The organism is Tritonibacter mobilis (genome assembly GCF_001681715.1).
Lineage (GTDB): Bacteria > Pseudomonadota > Alphaproteobacteria > Rhodobacterales > Rhodobacteraceae > Epibacterium > Epibacterium mobile.
This window is the reverse complement of sequence record NZ_LNWY01000019.1, coordinates 142,687-166,867: the sequence shown is the minus strand read 5'-3', so window position 1 is coordinate 166,867 and position 24,181 is coordinate 142,687. Positions and strand designations below refer to the sequence as shown.

The window sequence follows — 24,181 nt, the reverse complement described above, 5'->3', positions numbered from 1 at the left end:
ATTTGTCAACATGACCTAGATAACACCCCAGCGGAGGTAGATCTGGATGCTAAAAGCTGCGACCGCTCCACAAGACCTGGAGGCCCAACTGCGCGAAATCCTGATTGGATTGCCCCTGCAGGACGTGAACAAAACCCTGAGAGCAACGGGTGCGCATGAACCGATGCTGGTGGATATGCGCGCACGAGGCCTTCCCGCAGGAACCGATCTTGGTGGGCTACGCGCCGGAGATCGAGCGGCATTGCTGACATTTGGCCTCCGCAGGCGGATCTGGCAGCCAAATTTGCGCGTCCAGCTCTTAATTCACTTTGACAACACAGAGAGTGTCACCGGGGTTAAGGCGCTAAAACGCTTGGCAAAATAACCCATTCCTTAGATGTCGCCACATCTGAGCAGCCTCTGTGTGCCTTCCGCAATAGCATTGCCCGCCGAAGCAGGTTATAACCGAGCAAGACCACACCCGCGCGCCGTGCTGATGATCAGGACAACCACCACCCCACGGCGCGTCAGGCAGCATGTTTCACCCTTGACAAGTCTTGCGCAAACTTATGCTCTCTTGAGCGCGCTCATTTGTTTTCTCAGGTATCATCAGCCCTTGCAATTTGCGCCGCAGCCTCTAATTTAGAACCATTCCAAAACGAAACAGGCCCCGGACATCCCTGAGTGCCGGGTCAACCTGACGGAGAGCCGAGATGTTTATCCAGACCGAATCCACGCCGAACCCGGCGACCCTGAAATTCCTGCCCGGCCAGACCGTTCTGGATGCAGGCACCGCCGACTTCCCCTCCGCAGAGGCCGCATCAAAATCGCCGCTGGCGCAGCGCATCTTTGCTGTGAGCGGTGTGACTGGCGTTTTCTTTGGCAATGATTTTGTCACCGTGACCAAGGACGACTCGGTCGAATGGGACCACATCAAACCCGCCGTTCTGGGCGCGGTGATGGAGCATTACCAATCCGGCCAGCCTGTGATCGACGAAGGTCAGCAACAAGCCTCCGGACACGCCGAACACACCGGTGAAGATGGCGAAATCGTCAGTCAAATCAAAGAGCTGCTGGACAGCCGCGTGCGCCCTGCGGTGGCACAAGATGGCGGCGACATCACCTTCCACGGCTTTGATCGCGGCGTTGTCTATCTGCACATGCAGGGCGCCTGCGCGGGCTGCCCGTCCTCGACCCTGACGCTCAAGATGGGGATCGAGAACCTCTTGCGCCATTACATCCCCGAAGTGACCGAGGTCCGCCCGGTTGCCGTCTGAGGCAACCCCGGCTGAAACACCCCAAGCGCCCTACTCGGCGCGCTGTTACTGTGGCGGGACGCGGCTCTTGTTTCATGCCCCGCCAACGACTTCCTCCTACTGCCACTGCATAGATTGCAGACGTTGGACCGGAGCGCCGCTTGCGGCTTTTGCGGCCTTTTGCGACAATGCAATCGCAACGCCCTTGCCTGTCGACAAGGCCACCTGTGTCAATCCCGGTGTCTGGCGCTGGAACTGCACGGATTGCGGCTCACCACTGGCGGCACGGTTCGACTACTTACCCGGCCAGACCTATATTCCCCTCGGTATTCTCGATCAGGCGCAAGCGGCTGAGCTCGCACCACGTCTGCACAGCCATGCAGACAGCGCTCTGCCGTGACTCCATGTGGCGGATGGCTTGCCACGGGCCGGCAGCTCTGCCAGAGACCGGTTGAACGCAGCCACAGACGACAGAGACTAATTCGAGATGCCAACCGACGCCCCCCTGATCCTGGGTTTTGACACCTCATCGGCCCATTGCGCGGCGGCCTTGTTGCGCGGCGACAGCGTTCTGGCGCAGCGCCGCGAAGAAATGGCCAAGGGTCAGGCGGAACGCTTGATGCCACTGCTCGAGGAACTCCTGACCGAAGGCGGCGTGACATGGGCGGATCTGGACGCCATCGCGGTTGGCATAGGCCCGGGCAATTTCACCGGCATCCGTATTTCAGTCTCTGCCGCACGCGGCCTTGCGCTGGGACTTGATGTGCCCGCGATCGGTGTCTCCAGTCTTGAGGCGCAAGCCTTTGGGCAAGAAAAACCGGTGATCTCCAGCCTCGATGCGCGCCGCGACCACCTGTATCTGCAAATTGACTCTGAGCACCCCGGCCTGTTCACCACAGACAACCTGCCGCCACTGGCGACCGGTGCCCGTTGCATTGGCCACCGCGCGGATGAGATCGCCGCGCGATGTGGTGGCACCGTGGCGGAGGCACGCTACCCCACAGCCGAGGCCATCGCCCGTGTTGCGGCCACCCGCTTAGCACAACCGGATTTGCCCGCACCAGCACCGCTCTATCTACGCGAGGCCGATGCCGCCCCCTCGCGCGAGCAGCCGCCTGCCCTGCTCGATGACTGATCCGGTCCCTCCGCACACCACCCCAGAAGCACTCGCGGCCACGCATAAGGCGGCCTTTACCCAGTCCCGACCGTGGTCCGCGCAGGAATTTGCAGAGCTTCTGGCAGATCGTTTCACCACTCTGACCGGCGATGCCCGCGCCTTTGCAGTTGTTCGCGAAATCGCAGGTGAGGCCGAATTGCTCACCATTGCCACCCACCCGGCACATCAGCGGCAGGGCCTTGGCCTCAAGATCATGCAACAATGGATGCATGACGCGGCGACGCGCGGGGCAGAGGAGGCTTTTCTTGAGGTCGCACAAGACAATACCGCCGCACAGGCGCTATACTCAGCCTGCGGATTCGGCCTTGTTGGGATTCGAAAGGCCTATTATCCGCGACCACAGGCTGCAGCGGCGGATGCCATGCTCATGAAACGGAGCCTTCCTTGACGGAAGTGCATATTTTTAGACCGGATGGTCAAAAAAATGTTGACCCCGGGCATGCGCAACAGGCTAAATCGCTCCACCTTTTTGAACGGACACGCCCGCCACGCGGGGCAAAAAAGAAAAAACTGGGAGTAACTGAATGACCCTGATGAAATCGCTCATGGGCGCAGCTGCGGCAGTCGCGCTGACCGCGGGTACCGCACTGGCAAACCCGGCTGTCATCTTCGACCTCGGCGGCAAGTTCGACAAATCCTTCAACGAGGCGGCCTACAACGGTGCCAAGCGTTGGGCGGATGAGACTGGCGGCAAGTACCTCGAGATTGAGATGAAGTCCGAAGCCCAGCGTGAACAGGCGCTGCGTCGTTTCGCGGAATCCGGCGCCAACCCGATCATCACCACCGGTTTCGCCATGAGCGCGCCGCTGGAAGACGTGGCCGGTGACTACCCCGACACCAAATTTGTCACCATCGACGGCTGGGTCGATGCCCCCAACGTCCATGTTGTGAGCTTCTCCGAGCACGAAGGCTCCTTCCTCGTGGGCATGCTGGCGGCTGAAGCCTCCAAATCCGGCACCGTCGGCTTTATCGGTGGTATGGATGTTCCACTGATCCGCAAATTCGCCTGCGGCTACGCGCAGGGTGTCAAAGCTGTGAACCCGGATGCGACCGTCATTTCCAACATGACCGGCACCACCCCGGCAGCTTGGAACGACCCGGTTAAAGGCTCCGAGCTGACCAAGGCGCAAATCTCTCAGGGCGCGGATGTGATCTACGCAGCGGCTGGCGGCACCGGCGTGGGCGTTCTGCAAACTGCTGCCGATGAAGGCATCCTCTCCATCGGCGTCGACAGCAACCAAAACCACCTGCATCCGGGCAAGGTGCTGACCTCCATGCTGAAACGCGTGGACGTTGCGGTCTACAACATCCTGATGGCTGGCGACGATCTCGAAGTCGGCAAAGTCACCCTCGATCTGTCTGACGACGGCGTTGGCTATGCAATGGACGAGTATAACGCAGAGCTGATCACCGATGAGATGCAGGCCTCTGTCGAAGAGGCGAAGGCACAGATCATCGCCGGCGACATCAAGGTTCACAACTACACCAGCGACGACAGCTGCCCGGTTCTGAACTTCTGATCACATGATCCGCGCCCCGCTCCGCCCATGGCTGATTGCCCGGCGGACGGGGCGTTTGCATATGGCCCGGAGGTCGCGTCCCGCGTGCCCTCCGGGTTTGGTTTTTCCCGTCCCGGTCCTTCTTAACATGATCATGAAATCCCCGCGTATTCGCACGCGGGAACCGGCGATGAGATGACAGGGGAGCCCCGATGACGGCACCAGCAATCGAACTCAAAGGCATTTCCAAGGCCTTTGGCCCCGTCCAGGCGAACAAGGACATTTCCATCAGCGTCCAGCCCGGTACGATCCATGGGATCATCGGCGAAAACGGCGCGGGTAAATCCACGCTGATGAGCATTCTCTACGGATTTTATAAGGCCGACAAAGGCGAGATCTGGATCAAGGGCACCAAAACCGAGATCCCCGACAGTCAGGCCGCTATCGCCGCCGGGATTGGCATGGTCTTTCAGCACTTTAAGCTGGTTGAGAATTTCACCGTGCTTGAAAACATCGTGCTCGGCGCCGAGGATTCCGGCCTGCTGATGCCCTCGCTCTCTCGTGCCCGCAAGGAGCTGAAGGAGCTGGAGGAAGAATACGAGCTTTATGTCGATCCCGACAAACGCATCGACGAAATCGGCGTTGGCATGCAGCAGCGGGTTGAGATCCTCAAAGCGCTCTACCGCAAGGCCGAGATCCTCATTCTGGACGAACCCACCGGGGTGCTGACCCCGGCCGAGGCCGACCAGCTGTTTCGCATTCTCGACCGGCTGCGCTCGGAAGGTAAAACCATCATCCTGATCACGCATAAGCTGCGCGAGATCATGGAATATACCGACACCGTCTCGGTGATGCGGCGCGGCCAGATGACCGCCACCGTAAAGACCGCCGAAAGCAGCCCCGAGCAGCTCGCAGAGCTGATGGTGGGCCGTAAGGTCTTGTTGCGCGTCGATAAAGTTCCCGCCACCCCCGGTAAGCCGATCCTTGAGATCGAAAAGCTCTCGGTCGTCGACAGTGCCGGTGTGCAGCGCGTGAAAGACATTGACCTCACCGTGCGTGCGGGCGAAATCCTTGGCATTGCGGGTGTTGCGGGCAACGGACAGTCGGAACTGCTGGAGGTGCTTGGCGGTATGCGCGACGGCACCGGTAGCATCCGTATCAACGGCCAGCCACTGCCACTTTCGGGCAAGGGCTCGGACGCACGCGCCCGCCGTCACGCAGGCATCGCCCATGTGCCCGAGGATCGCCAGCGCGAGGGTCTCATCATGGACTTCCATGCTTGGGAAAACGTCGCCTTCGGCTATCACCGCGAGGACATCTATAAAAAGGGCTTGTTCCTCGACAACGCCGCCCTGCGCGCCGACACCGAGGCCAAGATGGAGAAATTCGACGTCCGCCCCCCCAATCCTTGGCTCGCCGCCAAGAGCTTTTCCGGCGGCAACCAGCAGAAGATCGTCGTGGCGCGCGAGATTGAGCGCAACCCCGACCTCCTGCTAATCGGCCAGCCCACCCGCGGCGTCGATATCGGCGCGATCGAGTTTATCCACCAGCAGATCATGGAGCTGCGCGACCAAGGCAAGGCGATCCTGCTGGTCTCGGTGGAGCTTGAGGAAATCCTGTCGCTGAGCGACCGGGTTGCGGTGATGTTTGACGGTAAGATCATGGGCGAACGCCCCGCAGATCAAACCGATGAAAAAGAACTCGGCCTCCTGATGGCCGGCGTCGCGGGGGAGGCCGCGTAAATGGAAAAGATGCCAAAATGGGCCGATGTGGTGCTGATCCCGGTGATCAGTCTGCTGCTGGCCGCCGTAATTTCCGCAATCGTGATCCTGCTGATCGGCGAAAACCCGATGGAGGCGCTGAACCTGATGGTCAATGGCGCGCTGGGGTCCACCTATGGCTGGGGCTACACGCTCTATTATGCCACCAATTTCCTCTTTACCGGCCTCGCGGTGGCGGTCGCCGCCCATGCCGGTCTGTTCAACATCGGTGGTGAAGGTCAGGCGATGATCGGCGGGCTGGGACTGGCGCTAGTCTGCCTCTATATTCCCTTCCCGCATTGGTCGATTGCATTGCTTGTCGCCGCAGTGGGGGCCGGGATCTTTGGTGCCGCATGGGCCGCGATCCCCGCCTACCTGCAAGCCAAACGCGGCAGCCATATCGTCATCACCACCATCATGTTCAACTTTATCGCGGCAGCGGTGCTGAACTACATGCTGGTGAGCGTCCTCAAGCCCAAGGGCGCGATGGACCCGGCCACCGCCAAGTTCCCCGAAAGCACGCAACTGCCCTCCCTGCATGAGATTCTCGCGCCAATCGGTATTGAGTTCTCCAAATCCGCGCCCGCCAATGTCACGCTCTTTGTCGGCATCGCCGCTTGTATCGTGGTCTGGGGCCTCATTTGGCACACGCCGCTGGGCCACGAAATCCGCGCCTTGGGCAAATCCGAGCGCGGTGCGGTCTACGCAGGTATTTCGCCGGTGCGCACGGTGATGATCACCATGCTGATCTCCGGCGCGCTCTGCGGGTTGATGGCCACCAACAACGTCATGGGCGAGGCCGAGCGTCTGGTGCTGAACGCCACCGAAGGCGCGGGCTTCATCGGCATTGCCGTGGCCCTGATGGGCCGCAACCACCCGTTTGGTGTCTTCCTCGCCGCGATCCTCTTTGGGTTCCTCTATCAGGGCGGCGCGGAGCTGGCGCTCTGGACCAATATCCCGTCCGAGCTGATCGTGGTCATTCAGGCGCTCGTGATCCTGTTCACCGGCGCGCTCGACAATATGGTGCGGATGCCGATTGAAAAGATCTTCCTCGCCTTCCGGAAGGAGAACGCCTGATGGATTTCCTGACACTCATTCAGGTGCTCGACAGCACCGTGCGCATGGCGACGCCGCTTCTGCTGGCCTGTCTGGCCGGTCTGTTTTCGGAACGCGCGGGCATCTTCGACATCGGCCTTGAGGGCAAAATGCTGATGGCGGCGTTTTTCTCTGCCGCCGTCGCCGCCGTCACCGGGAATGTCTGGCTTGGCCTTCTCGCCGGGATCGGCGCATCCATGCTGCTCTCTGGCCTGCACGGTCTGGCCTCGATCACCTTCCGTGGCAATCAGCTGATCTCGGGCGTGGCGCTCAACTTTCTGGCCTCCGGTCTCACGGTCTTGATTGCCGAGAGCTGGTTTCGTCAGGGCGGGCGCACGCCCTCGCTGCTGACCGAGGGGCGCTTCAACGGGATTGAACTGCCTTTCGCCATTGGACCTTCCGAAGCCGAAGCCGCAGGCCGCCCCCTCAGCGAGTTGATTGGCGAGGCCAACGTAATCCAGCAGATCTGGTCCGAGCTGATCTCCGGCCATTCCATTCTGGTCTATGTCGCCGCCCTGATGGTGCCGCTGACATGGTGGGTGTTGTTTCGCACCCGCTTTGGCCTGCGCCTGCGCGCCGTGGGGGAAAACCCAGCCGCCGTGGACACCGCCGGTGTTTCCGTGCGCGGGCTGCGCTTTGCCGCAATCGGCATTGCGGGCGTGCTCTGTGGCATCGCCGGTGCCTATCTCGCCACCGGCCTTCAGGCGGGCTTTGTCAAGGAAATGACCTCCGGTCGCGGCTATATCGCGCTGGCAGCCCTGATCTTTGCAAAATGGCGCCCCTGGCACGCGCTTGGGGCCTGTCTGCTGTTTGGTCTGTTGCAAGCGGTCGCCCTGCGGTTCCAGAGCATCCAGCTCGGCGGTGTGTCGATCCCGGTGCAGGTGATGGACGCCCTGCCCTATGTACTGACCGTGGTGATCCTCGCAGGCTTTGTCGGCAAAGCAATCCCGCCGCGCGCCGGTGGTCAGCCCTATGTGAAGGAACGCTAAAGCAAACGTCACTGCCCAGCTTGGTGACGAAACTCCGGGCAAACGCCGCACGCCTTAGCACGCGCTGTAGCGCCCCCGCCTCAGTCCTGAGCGCGGGGGCGTTTTTCTGTCGCGGGCTGTCGCTTTCAATATCAGCCTGTTCTATGGTCGAACCACACACAGCCCGTGGGTGTCATTCCCACGCCCACTCGCCAGCAGAAGACGCCTCAGCGATATGAACATTTACCTCCCCATCGCCGAAGTGGCCGTGAATGCATTCCTTATTCTGGGACTTGGCGGCATGGTCGGGGTGCTTTCAGGCATGTTCGGCGTCGGCGGTGGTTTCCTTCTGACGCCGCTCTTGTTCTTTATCGGCATCCCTCCGGCGGTGGCGGTGGCCACTGGTGCCAATCAGATCGTCGCCTCCTCCGTCTCCGGCGTGCTTGCGCATCTGCGCCGCCGCACCGTCGACCTCAAGATGGGGGCCGTCCTGCAAGCCGGAGGCCTCATCGGCGCAGCCCTTGGCGTTGCGATCTTTAACTATCTGAAATCCCTCGGGCAGATCGACCTGTTTGTGACGCTCTGCTACGTGGTCTTCCTCGGCATTGTCGGTGGTTTGATGTTCATCGAGAGCGTCAATGCCCTGCGCAAATCCAAACGCGGCGGACCACCCAAACGACGCCAACGCGGTTGGGTTCATAGCCTGCCGCTCAAGATGCGCTTTCGCACCTCGGGTCTTTATATCTCGGTATTGCCGCCGGTTGCGGTTGGGCTTTTTGTCGGGATGCTCACCGCGATCATGGGGGTTGGCGGAGGCTTCATCATGGTGCCCGCGATGATCTACCTCTTGGGCATGCCCACAAAAGTCGTGGTCGGCACCTCGCTGTTTCAGATCATCACCGTGACGGCGGCCACCACGATGATGCATGCGATCACCAACCAGACCGTGGATATTGTCCTTGCCGTTCTGTTGCTGATTGGCGGCGTTGTGGGGGCGCAGTTCGGCACCCGTATTGGCACATTGCTAAAGGCCGAACAGCTGCGCATTCTGCTCGCCCTACTCGTCATTCTGGTCTGCGCCAAACTGGCGCTTGATCTGCTGCTGGAACCCAGCGAAGTCTTCTCTGTGACCCCAATCCGGGAGGTGCACTGATGCCCCTCTTGCGCCTGATTGCCCTGACGTGTTGGGCTGCCCTCACAGCCAGCATCGCCGCTGCCGAAGAAGTCGTCCTCGGCCTCAGCCAGGACCGCGTTGCCATCACTGCGACTTTTGACGGCTCTGAAATCCTGATCTTCGGCGCGGTAAAACGCGAATCCCCCATTGCCACCGATGCCCCTCTTGAGGTTGTGGTCACCGTCTCTGGCCCCAGCGAGCCAGTGATGGTGCGTCGCAAGGATCGCGAATTTGGGATCTGGGTGAATACAGACGCCGTCACCGTCGACTCCGCGCCGAGCTTTTACGCCGTTGCCACCTCTGCACCGTTTTCAGAGGCACTCAGCGACACGGAAGATCTGCGCCATAAGGTCTCGATCCATCGGGCGATCCGTTCCGTTGGCTCCACCGTTGAAGGCGCGCAAACCTTCACCGAAGCCCTAATGCGTATCCGCGAGGAAAAGGGGTTCTATTCGCTACAGGAAAACGCCGTTGCCTTGGACGAACAGACACTGTTTCGCACCGCTCTGCGTATGCCCGCAGATCTGATCGAAGGCCATTATCGCACGCGTATCTTCCTGACCCGCGCAGGCCGGGTGGTGTCCCAATACGAAACGGTGATCGAGGTCAACAAGGTGGGGATGGAGCGCTTTTTGTTCAATCTCTCACGCGAACAACCCGCGATTTATGGCCTATTGGCGCTGCTGATAGCGGTGATTTCAGGTTGGGGCGCGGCAGCCGGTTTCCAACTTCTGCGCGACCGCTGAACTTGGCGCACCCGCGCCGCGCGTCAGCGCGGCGCCCGGCCCAACCAGAGGCCACGTGCCGAAAAGGCGCGGGGCATATGGGCGGGAGCGCCCCCGCCCCGGGTTTCGCCCTCTTCGGTGTCTCTCAGCCGGTGCCTCTCAGCCGCGCCCGATATAGGGCATTTTTGTTGCCATCACGGTCATGAACTGAACATTGGCCTCTAACGGCAGCTCCGCCATATGCAGAACCGAGCGCGCCGCATCCGCCACATCAAAGGTGTCCATCGGCGGCGCGTCCGGCTGCGCCTCGGCCTGTCGCTGCGCCAGATCCGCCACCATCGGCGTGCGGGCATTGCCAATGTCGATCTGCCCGCAGGCGATGTCATAGGCACGCCCATCTAGCGACAGCGATTTGGTCAGCCCGGTGATCGCCGCCTTAGTCGCCGCATAGGGCACACTATTAGGGCGCGGCACATGCGCGGCGATAGAGCCGTTGTTGATGATCCGCCCGCCCCGTGGGTTCTGGTGGCGCATCCGGGCAAACCCCGCCCGCGCGCATAAGAACATGCCATTGAGGTTGACGTTCACCGCCGCAAACCAATCCTCCAGCGCGATCTCGTCAATGGTGCCCGGCGGGGTAAAGATACCAGCGTTATTGAACACCACATCAATCCGCCCGGCCTCGGTGCAGAACCGATCAAACGCGGCCTCCACCGCGGCAGGGTCGGTCACATCCGCAGGCAGCACCACGGCACGGCGTTGCCCCTCGGCGATCTGCGCCAGCTTTTCCGCCCGCCGTGCCAACAGACCAACCGTCCAGCCGCGCCCCAGGAACAGCTCCGCCACCGCGCGGCCGATCCCGGAACTGGCACCTGTGACCAGAATAGATTTTGTCATACCGGGGCCTCCTCACCCTGAGCCTCAAGCGTCAATGTCGGGGCCGCCACCTGCCGCAAGTCATCAACCGGCAGCGGGCCTGTGGGCTTCGCCAACCGATTGCGCACCACCCAGATCAGCCGCTCCTGCGCGCGGGTGATGGCCACATAGGCCAGCCGCTTCCACAGGGGCTGGCCCGCCTCCACCCGCCCCATCCGGGCGGCTGCGTAAATATCGGGGGCAAAGACCTGTGCCGTATCCCATTGCGAACCCTGCGCCTTGTGGATCGTGACCGCCGCGCCATGCAAAAACGTGGCCCCCATGCGCGCGGCAAAGGGAATAAACGGTTCTTCTTCCTCGGGTTTTTCGATCTTCACGATGGAGGCGGCAGAGACCTGCGGGTCTTCTGCCCCCATCACATGCAGGCGCGAAAAGCCGGGTTTGCGGCCGGGGCCGAGGTAGATCACCTGCGCGCCCTTGATCAGGCCACGCGCCTCCAGATCCAATCGTTTCTTGCGGTGTTTCAGCGGCAGCTCCAACCCGTCACAGATCAGCGGTTCACCCTCAAGGAGTTGATCTTCGGGCGCGCCATGCACCGCGCGAAACGCGTTGATCAGCCGGATGCGCGTGTTGTTGCGCCAGACCAGCACCGGCGAGCGTGCCATCAGATCGACTTCGACCCGCTGTCCCCAGACCACGCGCTCGTCCTGACGGGCCTTGTCCTCCACCATACGCTCGAAATCTTCGAACCCCAGTTGCGGGTCCGCCAGCGCATGGGCCAGATCGAGGATCGGGTTGTCGGCCTCCTGTCGGTGAATGCGGTTGAGGATCAGCTTGTGCTCTTCGGGCAGGTCCTCAAACACCATTGACCCCGATTGGTTCACCGGTGCCAGCTGCGCCGGGTCGCCAAACAGCACAAGCGTCGGGAAAATCTCCTTCAGATCCTCGAACTGGCGGTTGTCCAGCATCGAGGCCTCGTCGACAAAGCCGATGTCCAGCGGCTCTTCGCGCCGTTTCCAACCCGTGATGAAATCCGAACCCCGCAGCCCTGCCGCCGCCAATGCACCCGGCATGGATTTGTTGGTGGCATAAAAGGCTTCGGCGCGCGCCAGCGCCTCCTCGCTCAGCCCCTCAATCTCGGGTCGCTCCCCCTCGCCCGCCAGCCACTCGGCAATGCGCTCATATTCGGGGTCATAAACCGGGGTATAAAGAATGCGGTGGATGGTGGTGGCCGGCACACCGCGCAGGCGCAGCACGCTTGCCGCCTTGTTGGTGGGCGCCAGAATGGCCAAGGTGCGTTTGTCGGCTTTCTTGCGGCTTTCATAGTCCCCGGAAACCACATCGACACCGGCCGCAGCCAAGGCTTTGTAAAACTCCGCCAGCAATAGCGTCTTGCCAGATCCGGCCTTGCCGATCACCGCGCTGACACCGGTTTCGCCCCGCGGCGGATGCAGCAAGTCCTCGCCCAGATCGACACCCGCTTTGCGCAGCTGTTCCGTAAGGGCATCAAAGGCTTGTGCCTGATCGTCAGAAAATTGCAGCGCGGGCGCTGGAGATATGGCCTGTGTCATGGCGCGACATTACAGGCGTGCGCCGGGGCACACCAGTGGCATCAGGCCCCGATCAGCCCCATCGTCACGGCCCCTGCCACCGCATGGGTCGTATTCTGCGCCTGCAGCTTGCTGCGCGCACCCTCGATGTAGACGCGGAGCGTATGTTCGGAGATATCCATCGCCTCCGCCGCACGCGCGCGGCTCATGCCTTCGGCGAGCAGGCTGAGGGCCTCGGATTCGCGCATAGACAGCGGTTGTTCCGGCAGCGGATAGAAGGACATCTCAAAATCCAGTGCCCGACGGTTCACGTAATGGGCCACAAGAATGAGATCACGGCTGTGTTTGCGCGTAAATTTATCCCACACTTCGCCCTTGCAGGTCTTGGTGATACTAAACACCGCATATTGTCCGGCAGGTCCGCGCACGGGCACGCTATAGCCCTGACTGCCGACCCCAAAGGCCAGTGAATCCTTGCGAAACGCTGCCGCCAGCCGCGCCGACCAGTCCAGATCGCGCCAATCGACAGGGTGAAACGTCGTGTAGCAGCCGATCACAACCGGGTCGATGCGGTGATAGCCCATGGCGGAATAACGGTCCTGCCACGCCACCGGCAAGGTCGAGCATCCGCTGATGCTGCCCGAACGGTCCACCCAGCGATAGAAGGCGTGATCCACCTCAAGGAGGTTTCGAAACTGCGCCAGAACCTCACCAATCTCTTCAAGATTGGCTGAACTCTCGATCATTTCGAGAATCGCGTTCAGGTTTTGACGTCGTACCATTCTATCTCGCACTTGCTGTCGGCGCTTTGCGTCCGACGATGCCGGGACCACGCTGCATATAACGCGCTGGTCCATTAAGTCGACCCCCGCTCAGGTCGGACCTGACGCTGGTTCTTAGAAAGTCTGTCGTGTCTGTTTCAGAGCGTTGCTGCGGGCCTGAGTCTTTTCGCGTGCCCTACATTAGATCTTTTAGATCTATTCTCCTACTATAAATTTCTGAGGCGCTTAAACCATCCCAACTTATGAGATATGTCATCGACATCGATCATTCTATCTGGGGTTGCATTGCACTGTCACCTTGCTTGACCAAATAGCGCAGTTCTCGCCTGCGAACCAGTCAACCCACGAAAAGGCCGCTTGGCAATAGGGTGGCCACCCCACGTCTCAAACAAAAACACCCGCCCCTAGGGGCGGATGTTTGAGCGTTCAGCAAAAGCTGGGGTTACCCGTCCAGCACTTCACCAAGTGTGCGCAAGCCAGTTATGGGCGCTTGAACCAGCACCGACATATTGCCGGGCTTATGTTCGTTGCGCAGCATCTTCATATGTGCTGCCGGCAGGTCCGCCCAGGTAAAGACCTCAGACATACAAGGGTCCAGACGGCGTTCAATCATCAGCTTATTGGCCGCCGACGCTTGTTTGAGGTGCGCAAAATGGCTGCCTTGCAGGCGTTTCTGGTGCATCCACATGTAGCGCACATCAAAGGTGCAGTTGAACCCGGACGTGCCCGCGCAGATCACCACCATGCCGCCTTTTTTCACCACAAAGGTCGACACCGGGAAGGTCGCTTCACCGGGGTGTTCAAACACCATATCGACATTATTGCCCTTGCCGGTGATCTCCCAGATCGCTTTGCCGAATTTACGCGCCTCCGTGAACCACTGCGCATATTCCGGTGTATTCACGGTGGGCAATTGCCCCCAGCAGTTGAAATCTCTGCGATTGAGCACACCCTTGGCGCCAAGGCTCATGACAAAATCGCGTTTGCTTTCGTCCGAGATCACGCCAATCGCATTTGCACCCGCCGTATTGATCAGCTGGATCGCATAAGACCCCAGCCCGCCCGAGGCGCCCCAGACCAGCACGTTCTGGCCCGGTTTCAGGTCGTGCGGCTCATGGCCGAACAACATCCGATAGGCGGTGGCCAGCGTCAGCGTATAACAGGCGCTTTCCTCCCACGTCAGATGTTTGGGACGCGGCATCAACTGCTGCGCCTGCACACGGGTGAACTGGCTGAAAGAGCCATCCGGCGTCTCATAGCCCCAGATCCGCTGGCTGGTGGAGTACATCGGATCACCGCCGTTGCATTCCTCATCGTCGCCATCATCCTGATTGCAGTGGATCACCACCTCGTCGCCGACCTTCCAGCGCTTCACCTTGTCTCCCACGGCCCAGACAATACCCGAGGCATCGGAACCGGCGATATGGTAGGGGGCCTTATGGCCGTCAAAGGGGCTGATCGGCTGGCCCAGTGCCGCCCAGACGCCATTGTAGTTCACGCCCGCCGCCATCACCAGAACCAGCACTTCGTTGCTGTCGAGTGTGGGGACATCGACCACTTCCTGCTGCATCGCAGTATCCGGCTCGCCATGGCGTTCCTTGCGGATCGCCCATGCGTACATCTGCTTGGGCACATAGCCCATCGGGGGGATTTCCCCCATTTCATAGAGGTCTTTTTGCGGTGCGTCGTAGGTCATCATGCCGTCCTGAGTGTCCAGAGCCATGTCGGCCTCCCTTGGTCTCGATCTGTCGGCGCAGTGGTTCTGCAACGCAGAATCGCGCCGTTCTCCCCCAAGGAGTACGAACGACGGAGTAACAAAGCAACCCCAATCAATCACTGTTTGTAATTTTATGACCCAGCGGATGCAGAATTTTCTTTTGCGGTCGCAGAAATCACCTCCGTCTCCGAAGGTGGTTCCAAGGCAGCAGGCACCAGATGCGCAATGGAGTTGGCGTAATACCGCAGCATATCGATCTGGCTCCGGTCCGGCGTGACAACGCCACCAGAGGTGCGGATCAGCTTGCGCCTGCGCATCTGCAATATCGCGCTCTGAATGGCGGCATCATGTGCGTGTTCGGGCAAATGGATGCTCGCCAGCGGCATACGCGCCACGGTGTCGCGCAACGCCTGCAGCAATGCCGCCTCACTCATCGCGCCGCGTTGCAACAACAGGTAGCTGACCATCGGCACTGGCAGCACCGGCACCACCTCTCCGATCCGGCGCATCAGCTCGGTCGACAGCATCCGCGCGCGATCTTCGCGAGAGGTCTGCGGCAGCTCGCTAACGCTGAGCGGGCGGCCAAAGCTCACCGCCGCCTGCCCCGCATGCTGATACCGCCCGGTCACCCAGAGCCAGAATTGCCGCAGCAAACGCAGCATCACCGCCCCGATCCGTGCCCGGAATCGCCGGTCGCCGGTCTGTGCGGCCCGGATCAGGATCTTGTCTTCCAGCACCCGGTCATAATTCAGCGCCACCGGCACAAAGACCACGTCCTTGCCGACCTCGGCGCTGCCATCCACGATGTATTTGAGCAAGCCATGCTTGGGCGGTGCCATCGCCCCCGTGAGGCTGAGGCCCCCCTCGGGGAACATCGCCTGCGTCACCCCTGCCCGCGTGGCGAGCCGCACATAAGCCGCCAGCACAGCCCGGTAGAGCGCATTTTGCGATTTGCGCCGAATAAAATAGGCTCCCATCGCCCGGATCAAACGGCTCAGCGGCCAGACCCGCGCCCATTCGCCCACCGCGTAGGACAGGGCCGAGCGTTTGGCGACCAGATAGGTCACCAGCACGTAATCCATATTGGAGCGATGGTTCATCACAAAAACCACGGTGGCGTCACGGTCGATGGCCTTCAAAAGCCCCTCATCGTAGCTGCCCAACCGCACCCGGTAGATTGCGTTCGACAGGAGCCGCGCCGCCCGGATCGCAAAGCTGAAATAGGTGAACGCCGAAAAGGACGGCACGATCTCGCGCGCGTAGCGCCGGGCCTCCTCAAAGGCGACGTTTTCCGGGATGCCCTTTGCCGCCGCATGGTCCGAGACCGCCTGCGCCACCTGCGGGTCATAGATCAGCCGCTGGATCATGTCGTAGCGGCGTGCCAGCTTGAACGGCTCGATCGGACGCTCCAACCGCTGATTGAGCCGCGCAACTGCCCTCTCCAGCCGACGGCGAAAGAACCAGCGCACCGAGGGAAACAGGAAATGCGACGCAAATGTCACCGCTGCAAACAGCAGGATCAGCACAAAAGCCCAAAGAGGAAGTTCAACAGTCTGCGTCATACCCGCACTCTTACTGTGCCCACTCTGCGGCACAACTGTAACCGTACATCTTCTGCAGGTGCAAAAGTCGCAGCGCAACAATTGCCGCAACGCGGCGAATTGACAAAGTATCATAATTCCAGTTTAGATCACCTCAACGTAACTTTATTGCTCACACGACGATTCACGAGGCCCGCCATGTCGCTCGCGCAGAATGAACGCCCCGAAGCCCCCAGCCGGGACCGGCCCTGGCTGATCCGCACCTATGCGGGCCACTCCACCGCCTCTGCCTCCAACGCGCTTTACCGCGCAAATCTCGCCAAGGGTCAGACTGGCCTGTCCGTGGCCTTCGATCTGCCGACCCAGACCGGCTATGACAGCGATCACGTGCTGGCGCGGGGCGAGGTGGGCAAGGTCGGCGTACCCGTAGGGCATCTTGGCGACATGCGGGAGCTGTTCGATCAGATCCCGCTGGAGCAGATGAACACTTCAATGACCATCAACGCCACCGCGCCGTGGCTCCTTAGCCTTTATATTGCGGTGGCCGAAGAACAGGGCGCAGATGTGTCAAAACTTCAGGGCACGGTGCAAAACGACCTGATCAAGGAATATCTCAGCCGCGGCACCTACATCTGCCCCCCGGCCCCCAGCCTCAAGATGATCGCGGATGTGGCGGAGTACTGCTATACAAACGTGCCCAAATGGAACCCGATGAATGTGTGTTCCTACCACCTGCAAGAGGCCGGCGCGACGCCGGAACAGGAACTGGCCTTTGCGCTGGCCACCGCGCAGGCGGTGCTGGACGAGCTGAAACCCCGCGTGCCCGCCGAGGATTTCCCGGCGATGGTCGGGCGTATCTCGTTCTTTGTAAACGCAGGCATCCGCTTCGTGACCGAAATGTGCAAGATGCGCGCCTTTGTGGACCTCTGGGACGAGATTTGCCTGACACGCTACGGGATCGACAACCCAAAGTTCCGCCGCTTCCGCTATGGCGTGCAGGTGAACTCTCTCGGGCTGACCGAACAACAGCCAGAAAACAACGTCTATCGCATCCTGATTGAGATGCTCGCCGTGACGCTCTCAAAAAAGGCCCGCGCCCGCGCGGTGCAACTGCCTGCGTGGAACGAGGCGCTTGGCCTGCCCCGCCCTTGGGATCAGCAATGGTCGATGCGGATGCAACAGATCCTCGCCTATGAGACCGACCTGTTGGAATACGGCGACCTCTTTGATGGCAACCCGGTGGTGGATGGCAAAGTCGAGGCGCTGAAGGCCGGCGCGCGCGCCGAGCTTGCCACGCTGGAGGGTATGGGAGGTGCGGTTGCCTCCATTGAATACATGAAATCCCGCCTTGTAGAATCCAACGCCGAACGTCTGAACCGCATCGAGGCCGGCGAGACTGTGGTGGTCGGCGTCAACAAATGGACCGAGGGCGAGCCCTCGCCGCTGCAAACCGAGGATGGCGGCATTATGACCGTCGACCCGGCGGTTGAGGCCGACCAGATCGCACGTCTCAATGCATGGCGCGATGCGCGCGATGACGCCGAGGTGGCCGCGGCACTTGAAGGGCTGCGCAAGGCCGCGCGCGAAGGCGAAAACATCATGCCAGCCTCCATCCGCGCCGCCCGCGCAGGCGTCACCACCGGCGAATGGGCCGAGGAGATGCGCAAGACCTATGGCACCTATCGCGGCCCCACTGGCGTCTCTGCGTCCATGTCTAACAAGACAGAAGGGCTTGATGATCTGCGCGACGCGGTGAACGCCGTATCGGATCAGCTTGGCCGTCGGTTGAAATTCGTGGTGGGCAAGCCCGGCCTTGATGGCCATTCCAATGGTGCCGAGCAGATCGCATTCCGCGCCCGGGATTGCGGCATGGACATTACTTATGACGGCATCCGCCTCACGCCGCAGGAACTGGTCAGCAGTGCGCAACGCGACTCAGCCCATGTCATCGGTCTATCCATTCTTTCGGGCAGTCATTTGCCATTGGTAAAGGACACATTGGCCCAACTTCGCGACGCAGGACTGGAAAATGTGCCTGTTGTTGTGGGGGGAATTATTCCCGAAGACGACGCAAATATGCTCCTCGATATGGGCGTTGCGAGAGTCTACACACCAAAGAATTTCGAACTAAATTCAATCATGAAAGATATAGTCGAGCTCGCAAAAACAAACACATCAGTTTAATTCCACTCAGACGAATTTCGCCGAAAAACGCTAAAAACGAAAATTAAGTGCTGAACTGCACTGAGAATTCGGGCATTAAGTGCATTAGCCCGAAGTTTTTGTCGTGGCTAAATTCTACGGAGTAAAACTTATGTCCCTCGATCTGAACCAAATGTCCCGAAAGGACCTGCTTCAGTTGCGCAAAGACGTTGAAAAGGCACTGAAAGATGCCGAACAGCGCGAACGCACCGAAGCATTGAAAGCTGCAGAGCAGGCAGCTGCTGAATATGGCTTCTCCCTCGATGAAGTCCTTTCCAACTCGGCAAAAGGTGCCGCACGGAAATCAAAAGCAAGCCCGAAATACCGCAACCCTGAAAATCCGGACGAAACGTGGACAGGCCGTGGCCGTAAACCGCATTGGGTCCATACGGCACTCAGCAATGGTGTCGATATATCCGATCTGGAAATTTGATACGGAAGGCGCGATTAAGTGACTGTGCATATTGGATCACAAAAAGGTGATTACGCCGAAACCGTCCTACTTCCGGGCGATCCTTATCGCGCCAAATGGGCAGCGGAAACATTTCTAAGTGATGTGCGCCTCGTAAATGAAGTGCGCGGAATGCTTGGATATACGGGCATGTGGAACGGACACCGGGTCTCGATCCAGGGCAGCGGCATGGGGATGCCGTCCTTGTCGATCTACACCAACGAACTGATCCGGGATTTCGACGTTCAGACATTGATCCGCATCGGATCCTGTGGCGGCATGCAACCGCATGTAAAGGTGCGCGATGTGATCATCGCGATGACCGCCACCAGCGTCAACACGCCCTCCCGTACCATATTCAAAGACGTGAACTTCGCGCCAAGTGCCGACTGGAGCCTGCTGCGCAATGCGGTGCAGGCTGCTGAAGCACAGGGTCTGTCGCCCCATGTGGGCGGGATCTATTCTTCCGACACCTTTTATGACGAGCGCCCCGACCTCAATGAACAGATGGTCCGCCATGGTGTCCTCGGAGTGGAGATGGAAGCGGCAGAGCTTTACACGCTCGCCGCGCGCTACGGTCGCCGCGCCCTCGCGGTGCTGACAGTATCCGACCATCTGCAAACCGGCGAAGCTCTCCCGTCTGAGGAACGCGAACGCAGCTTTGGTGAGATGGTGGAAATCGCCCTCGCTGCGGCTTTCACTTAAGCCGCGTTTCCCGGTATCCATTCTCTCCGTGTAAGGGAGTTGATGGATGCAGGGTATCACCAAAAAGGGCCGTCCCCAGTATAGGAACGGCCCTTTTTAATCACCGCTCTATCGCAGCCGCTCAGCACCCGTGACTGCGGTCATAGCCATTGAGAGCAGGGCTTTGCCACGCGGCAAGGCTGCCTTCTTTCGGGGCAAAGACCTCCACCAGCATCGGATAGCAGGCTGCCGTATCGCTGGAATGCTCGGCCGAGCAATCGCCACCCGGGCAGGCGCTCATCGCGCCCAAGAGGTCGATCTCGGCAAAAAACTCCAGATAATCGCCCGGACGCACCGGGCTTGCTTTCATAAAATACTGGCCGGTGTCGCGGGTAAAACCAGTGCACATAAAGACGTTCAGCACGTCATGCACATGCGGTTCCGCCTCCGCCAGCGACAGGCCAAGGTGATCGGCCAGCGCCCGGGTCAGGTTTGAATGGCAGCAATGGTGATACTGGCTGCCTTGCAGCAGATTGCCGGTGTAGGGATCACATCGCGTGCCAATCACATCATGTACGGAGCCGCCATAGGCATCGATGCCGTACCATTCCAACGTATCGGCAATGATCGTCGCCATCGGGCGCATATAAGGCAGGTTCGACCACAGCCGCTCGCCTGTGGTGACATGGGTGCCATGCAGGGCGCGGGTCTTGCCGGAAAAGAACCGCTCGGAAATGTCATTCCGGTTCCACAGGTTCAGATCCCCCACCTGCGGCCCCTCAATGGAGGAGATACGGAAAAACTGCCCGGCGGTGACCTCAAAGGTGGCGGCTTCGCGCGGCGGCACGGTGACCTCTGCGACCTTTTCCGCGCCATCGCGTGCCGCGCGATAGAGCGCCAGATCGGGCTTTGGCAGGGTCTCGTTTGGATAGCAAATCACCGGCGGCACCGCGCGGCGGGTGTCTGCGTCGGCGGGGATGGGGAATTGGGTGTCGGACATTCTGCGCGGGTCTCCCTGTTCTGTTTTCTACCTGATACATGGCTTAACAGAACAAGGATAGCGCCCGACCTTGGGTGAGTGAGTGCTGTCCGGCCTTGCAGCCGGACGATTGTTCACGCGCCTAGGGGCGTTTCAGCGTCCTGGTGACCTCAGAGCACCACAACATCCAGCGGCGGGAAGCCGTTGAAGCCAATCGACGCATAGGTGGTGGTATAGGCCCCACAAGAGTGGATCACCACGCGGTCGCCAGATTTCAACCCCAACGGCAGCTGAACGGGCTGCTTTTCATAGAGCACATCGGCACTGTCACAGGACGGCCCGGCCAGCACACAGGCGCCCATGGTCTCATGGTCGCGGTCGGTGGTGATCTTGTAGCGGATCGCCTCGTCCATGGTTTCCGCAAGACCGGAGAACTTGCCGATGTCGAGATAAACCCAGCGGTGCAGATCACTGTCGTGTTTGCGCGACACCAGCATCACCTCGGCGGCGATTGCACCGGCTTCGGCCACCAGTCCGCGACCCGGCTCCGCCATCACCTCGGCAGCATCGGGGAAGCGTGCATTGACGCGCTTCATCACTTCAGTGGCATAGACCTCAGGCGCCATCACCGCATTGCGATAGCCTGCCGGGAAACCCCCACCGATGTTCAGGAGTTTCAGGTCATGGCCTGCCGCGCGGGCCGCTTGCCAGACGTCGGCAACCTGATCGAGGATCGGCTCCCACATCTGAGGTTCGCGGGTCTGCGAGCCCACATGGAACGACAGCCCATGTGGCACCAGACCAAGCGCAACACAGCGATCCATCAGCCCCACCGCCATATCCGGCGCGCAGCCGAATTTGCGGCTCAGCGGCCAATCGGCAGAAGATGCCTCAACGAGGATACGAATGCAGATATGTGCGCCCGGCGCATGCTCGGCAAGTTTCTCCAGCTCTTCCACCGCGTCCGCCGCATAATGGGTGATCCCCAGCGCATGCGCGAATGCGATGTCTGCGGGTTTCTTGATGGTGTTGCCAAAGGTGATGCGCGCAGCAGAGGCACCGGCGGCACGGCACATCTCGATCTCGGCGCGGCTGGCCGCATCGAAATTCGACCCCAGCGCGCAGAGACGACGCAGGATTTCCGGTGCCGGGTTGGCTTTGACGGCGTAGTGGATACGCGCACGCCCCAGACCACGGGCAAGGCCCATGTACTGGCGCGCCACAGCTTCGCTGTCGATCACCAGCGTCGGACGCTCGAACCGGGTGTTGGCGATATATTGCAGGTGGCGGGGGACAAGAGTCACGTCGTCGCGGGTTGCAGACCCGGTCACGAATACAGTCATGGTCATCTCCAAAAGACCCGGCCATCTATGGCCGCTCAGTTCCATCAGAGACGTTACCGTCGCTACGTAACCCTAGGGCTGTGAACCCTTTCGACAGAGGCGCGTGCGTTGGCGTCTTAAGCGCGCATATCGGGCAAAACTTCGAGTCGATCAAGCACCAATTTCTGCAAGGAAGATATTTCTTTTCTGCATAGCTCCGCGCGCGGGCGTGCGCGCCACAGAGAGCGGGCCTGGGTGACGCGCCCGGATGCGCACATGCTTCGGCCCAATAGACTTACTGGCCGCCAATTTCTCCCTTGAGGAACAGTTCAGGGCTTTCCACCTCTTCCAGCTTTTTCCTGTTGATCCACCAAAACCGATTACCCACACTGCGCAGGAAACTGCGGTCGTGACTTACCAGCAGACACGACACATTGTGCGCTATCAATTCAGACTCAAGCGCCTCTTGTCCTTCGATATCAAGGTGGTTGGTCGGCTCATCAAGCAAGTAGAAGTTTGGGTTCTTCAGCCGCAAAATCAACATTGCCAGTCGCGCTTTCTGTCCACCAGACAAGGCGTCGATTTTGGTATCTTGCATCTGCATCTGCACACCCGCCCCGGCCAAAACGCTACGTGCGCGCTGATCGCCAATGTCAAATTCTCCAGTAACTGCGGACATGGGAGTGTGGTGATTCAAGAACTGACTAAGATGCTGATCGGAATAGGCGTGCACAACAGACGGCGCGCATTTCACTGGCCCCTCGTTTTCGGCCAGAGCACGCTGGATCATCTTGACGAGTTGTGTTTTTCCAGCGCCGTTGGCACCGAGAAGCACGATGCGGTCCCCTGGAAGAATCCACTTCTGCCCCGTTTTGTAGAGCAATCGACCATCCGGTGTTTCTACCGGCACGTCCTCCAATGTCACCAACGCTTTGGCATTGGTGCCGCTGTTTGCCAACTTGATGTCACCGGCGCTGCGGTCTTGGTGCGCAGGCTTGGCGGCGGCCTCAATTTTCGCCGCCCGCTCGTTGAGCTGCTTTGTCTTGGTCACCAGAAGATCAGAGCCGGAGTTGATACCGATGTTCTTCAACTTCATAGCTTGTCTGCGCAATTGTTGGGCCTTGTTCAAGTCATTCGCAAAGCGCCGCTGGTCAGCTGCGTCAGCGTCATCGAGCGCTGCGCGGGCCGCTGTGAAAGGCAGCGAAAACACGCGCGCGCTTTCCGCACGCAAGAAAACTGTTCGATTGGTCGTGGCATCCAGAAATGCCCGATCATGAGAGGTAATCACAACCGCCACATCGCGTGGCAGGCGCGACAACCAGTCTTGCAACATCCCGATGCGATACAGGTCCAGATGGTTGGTTGGCTCATCTAGCAATAATACATCGGGTTCCTTAATCCACTCGGCAGCCAACAGCGCTGTTCGTTGCCACCCGCCGCTTAGCTCGCGCAGTGGAAGGTGCTGCAGTTCATAAGGGACACTAAGGTCTCCCAGAACGACATCCACACGCCAGCTTTCGAACTCCGCCTGCTCAGCAGGCAAAGCGTTCAAAACCCAGTCGTACAGGGTCTGGGCGTATGCGTGCTCTGGAACGTATTGCGCTACATATCCAACGCGCAAACCACGCGCCCGAACGATATTGCCGTTTGTAGGCTCAAAAGCGCCAGACAAACATTCCAAGAGGGTGGTTTTTCCACACCCATTTGCAGCAACCAGTCCGATGCGGTCGCCTTTGGATATCGTTAGATTCAGGTCTTCAAAAAGGGGGGCACCAAGGATCACGCTCAAGGCGTTGATGTTCATAACAGTCATTGGAATCTCAGGTCATAGATTGAGGTGCCGCAGCGCGGCTTCTGGCAGACCGATTGAGATGTTATGCCTCGGGCCTGCCCTGCAAACGAATTTACAGGGCGTAACGGGGACCATGCTGAAGTCGGCGGATGATACGCATGTTCAGCTTGTGCCCTCCTGTTGTAGATCGTGACTGTCTGAACCGAGCTTAGAAAACAAATCTCGTTTCAGCAAGAGTCTCATAATAGCGAAGAACACGTGAGCCGCATCGTTGAAAATCGTTCAACGGGGCTCTGCAGCGCCCCCCGCCTCACCCGGAACGAACGGCGGCATCGCCAGATAGGTTCATGCAACGCGCGAGGAGGGCTCCCGCCCCTTTGACCCTGCATCACAGATGCCGGGCAAAGCCTTGGGCCCGGCGCCGCCCCTGACGGGTCGGCGCGGCGCATGTGGCGATGTTAGTGCGGGGCGCGGCGGCTGCAGTAGCGCGGTGGCCGTGCATCGTCATCAACGGCGCCACAAAAAGCGCAGTGCCAGCCCGGACCGCTGCGCGCACGCCGCCAGCGACAATCGCGTGTCAGCGTCGTGGTGTGACGGCGCCAATAAAGGTAGCTGAGCACCCCCAGCAACAAAAGGATCAGAAGAACCGGCA

22 protein-coding genes are annotated in these 24,181 nt (G+C 60.1%); 14 read left to right on the top strand and 8 right to left on the bottom strand.

The genetic code is table 11. The features are described from left to right. Positions 1–46: 46 nt before the first annotated feature. From UB90_RS18780 to UB90_RS18735, 11 genes are all read left to right on the top strand, one after another. Positions 47–364, top strand: a complete 318-nt coding sequence (locus UB90_RS18780) for a hypothetical protein (protein WP_065324951.1) — start codon at positions 47–49, stop codon at positions 362–364. A gap of 328 nt (positions 365–692) precedes the next feature. Beyond that, positions 693–1,256: a NifU family protein gene (locus tag UB90_RS18775; protein WP_005653064.1), complete on the top strand. Its 564-nt coding sequence runs from the start codon at positions 693–695 to the stop codon at positions 1,254–1,256. After that, positions 1,246–1,635 (top strand): GFA family protein, encoded by a 390-nt coding sequence (locus tag UB90_RS22600; protein ID WP_456293455.1) that lies wholly within the window; start codon positions 1,246–1,248, stop codon positions 1,633–1,635. Before UB90_RS18775 ends, UB90_RS22600 begins: the two co-directional genes overlap by 11 nt. A gap of 87 nt (positions 1,636–1,722) precedes the next feature. After that, a complete protein-coding gene (gene tsaB, locus UB90_RS18770) occupies positions 1,723–2,370 on the top strand; it encodes a tRNA (adenosine(37)-N6)-threonylcarbamoyltransferase complex dimerization subunit type 1 TsaB (RefSeq protein WP_065324952.1) in 648 nt (215 codons plus the stop codon). Further along, positions 2,363–2,800, top strand: coding sequence for a ribosomal protein S18-alanine N-acetyltransferase (gene rimI, locus UB90_RS18765; RefSeq protein WP_009175685.1), 438 nt, complete (start codon positions 2,363–2,365; stop codon positions 2,798–2,800). The genes tsaB and rimI overlap by 8 nt, the downstream gene beginning before the upstream one ends. A 136-nt stretch (positions 2,801–2,936) precedes the next feature. Then, positions 2,937–3,932, top strand: coding sequence for a BMP family lipoprotein (locus tag UB90_RS18760; protein ID WP_005640862.1), 996 nt, complete (start codon positions 2,937–2,939; stop codon positions 3,930–3,932). Between the two features lie 191 nt (positions 3,933–4,123). Next, positions 4,124–5,653 carry an ABC transporter ATP-binding protein gene (locus UB90_RS18755; protein ID WP_065324953.1) on the top strand — a complete coding sequence of 510 codons (1,530 nt, stop codon included), beginning with the start codon at positions 4,124–4,126 and terminating at the stop codon, positions 5,651–5,653. Beyond that, on the top strand, positions 5,654–6,748 hold the full coding sequence (locus UB90_RS18750; protein ID WP_065324954.1) for an ABC transporter permease: 1,095 nt from the start codon (positions 5,654–5,656) through the stop codon (positions 6,746–6,748). Continuing rightward, positions 6,748–7,755 carry an ABC transporter permease gene (locus tag UB90_RS18745; protein WP_065324955.1) on the top strand — a complete coding sequence of 336 codons (1,008 nt, stop codon included), beginning with the start codon at positions 6,748–6,750 and terminating at the stop codon, positions 7,753–7,755. Before UB90_RS18750 ends, UB90_RS18745 begins: the two co-directional genes overlap by 1 nt. Before the next feature lie 214 nt (positions 7,756–7,969). Beyond that, positions 7,970–8,887, top strand: coding sequence for a sulfite exporter TauE/SafE family protein (locus UB90_RS18740; protein WP_005640868.1), 918 nt, complete (start codon positions 7,970–7,972; stop codon positions 8,885–8,887). Continuing rightward, positions 8,887–9,654: a TIGR02186 family protein gene (locus tag UB90_RS18735; RefSeq protein WP_065324956.1), complete on the top strand. Its 768-nt coding sequence runs from the start codon at positions 8,887–8,889 to the stop codon at positions 9,652–9,654. The genes UB90_RS18740 and UB90_RS18735 overlap by 1 nt, the downstream gene beginning before the upstream one ends. Before the next feature lie 138 nt (positions 9,655–9,792). Here UB90_RS18735 and UB90_RS18730 read toward each other — a convergent pair whose 3' ends face one another. The 5 genes from UB90_RS18730 to UB90_RS18710 all read right to left on the bottom strand — a co-directional run bounded on the left by UB90_RS18730 (position 9,793) and on the right by UB90_RS18710 (position 16,120). Further along, positions 9,793–10,530, bottom strand: coding sequence for an SDR family oxidoreductase (locus UB90_RS18730; protein WP_065324957.1), 738 nt, complete (start codon positions 10,528–10,530; stop codon positions 9,793–9,795). Beyond that, entirely contained in the window at positions 10,527–12,080 is a 1,554-nt protein-coding gene (locus tag UB90_RS18725) for an ATP-dependent DNA helicase (RefSeq protein ID WP_204161359.1), read from the bottom strand. Before UB90_RS18725 ends, UB90_RS18730 begins: the two co-directional genes overlap by 4 nt. A 41-nt stretch (positions 12,081–12,121) precedes the next feature. After that, entirely contained in the window at positions 12,122–12,841 is a 720-nt protein-coding gene (locus UB90_RS18720) for a helix-turn-helix transcriptional regulator (RefSeq protein ID WP_065332051.1), read from the bottom strand. A gap of 442 nt (positions 12,842–13,283) precedes the next feature. Continuing rightward, positions 13,284–14,564, bottom strand: coding sequence for a crotonyl-CoA carboxylase/reductase (ccrA, locus tag UB90_RS18715; protein WP_065324959.1), 1,281 nt, complete (start codon positions 14,562–14,564; stop codon positions 13,284–13,286). Positions 14,565–14,689: 125 nt separating this feature from the next. Next, positions 14,690–16,120 carry a 1-acyl-sn-glycerol-3-phosphate acyltransferase gene (locus UB90_RS18710; RefSeq protein ID WP_009175610.1) on the bottom strand — a complete coding sequence of 477 codons (1,431 nt, stop codon included), beginning with the start codon at positions 16,118–16,120 and terminating at the stop codon, positions 14,690–14,692. A 177-nt stretch (positions 16,121–16,297) separates the two neighbouring features. Between UB90_RS18710 and UB90_RS18705 the strand changes: the two genes are divergently transcribed. From UB90_RS18705 to deoD, 3 genes are all read left to right on the top strand, one after another. Further along, the gene (locus tag UB90_RS18705) at positions 16,298–18,283 is read left to right on the top strand and encodes a protein meaA (RefSeq protein ID WP_065324960.1); all 1,986 of its coding nucleotides are present in this window, start codon (positions 16,298–16,300) and stop codon (positions 18,281–18,283) included. Positions 18,284–18,413: 130 nt separating this feature from the next. Then, entirely contained in the window at positions 18,414–18,734 is a 321-nt protein-coding gene (locus UB90_RS18700; RefSeq protein ID WP_005634757.1) for an H-NS histone family protein, read from the top strand. Between the two features lie 18 nt (positions 18,735–18,752). After that, complete coding sequence (deoD, locus tag UB90_RS18695; protein ID WP_009175579.1) at positions 18,753–19,457, top strand: purine-nucleoside phosphorylase; 705 nt, start codon at positions 18,753–18,755, stop codon at positions 19,455–19,457. A 121-nt stretch (positions 19,458–19,578) separates the two neighbouring features. On the opposite strand, the gene UB90_RS18690 is transcribed toward deoD, so the two are convergent. The 3 genes from UB90_RS18690 to UB90_RS18680 form a co-directional block, all read right to left on the bottom strand. After that, the gene (locus UB90_RS18690) at positions 19,579–20,436 is read right to left on the bottom strand and encodes an urea carboxylase-associated family protein (protein WP_065324961.1); all 858 of its coding nucleotides are present in this window, start codon (positions 20,434–20,436) and stop codon (positions 19,579–19,581) included. Between the two features lie 149 nt (positions 20,437–20,585). After that, entirely contained in the window at positions 20,586–21,803 is a 1,218-nt protein-coding gene (locus UB90_RS18685; RefSeq protein WP_009175646.1) for a type III PLP-dependent enzyme, read from the bottom strand. Positions 21,804–22,032: 229 nt separating this feature from the next. Next, positions 22,033–23,550: an ABC-F family ATP-binding cassette domain-containing protein gene (locus UB90_RS18680; protein ID WP_065324962.1), complete on the bottom strand. Its 1,518-nt coding sequence runs from the start codon at positions 23,548–23,550 to the stop codon at positions 22,033–22,035. Between the last annotated feature and the right edge of the window lie 631 nt (positions 23,551–24,181).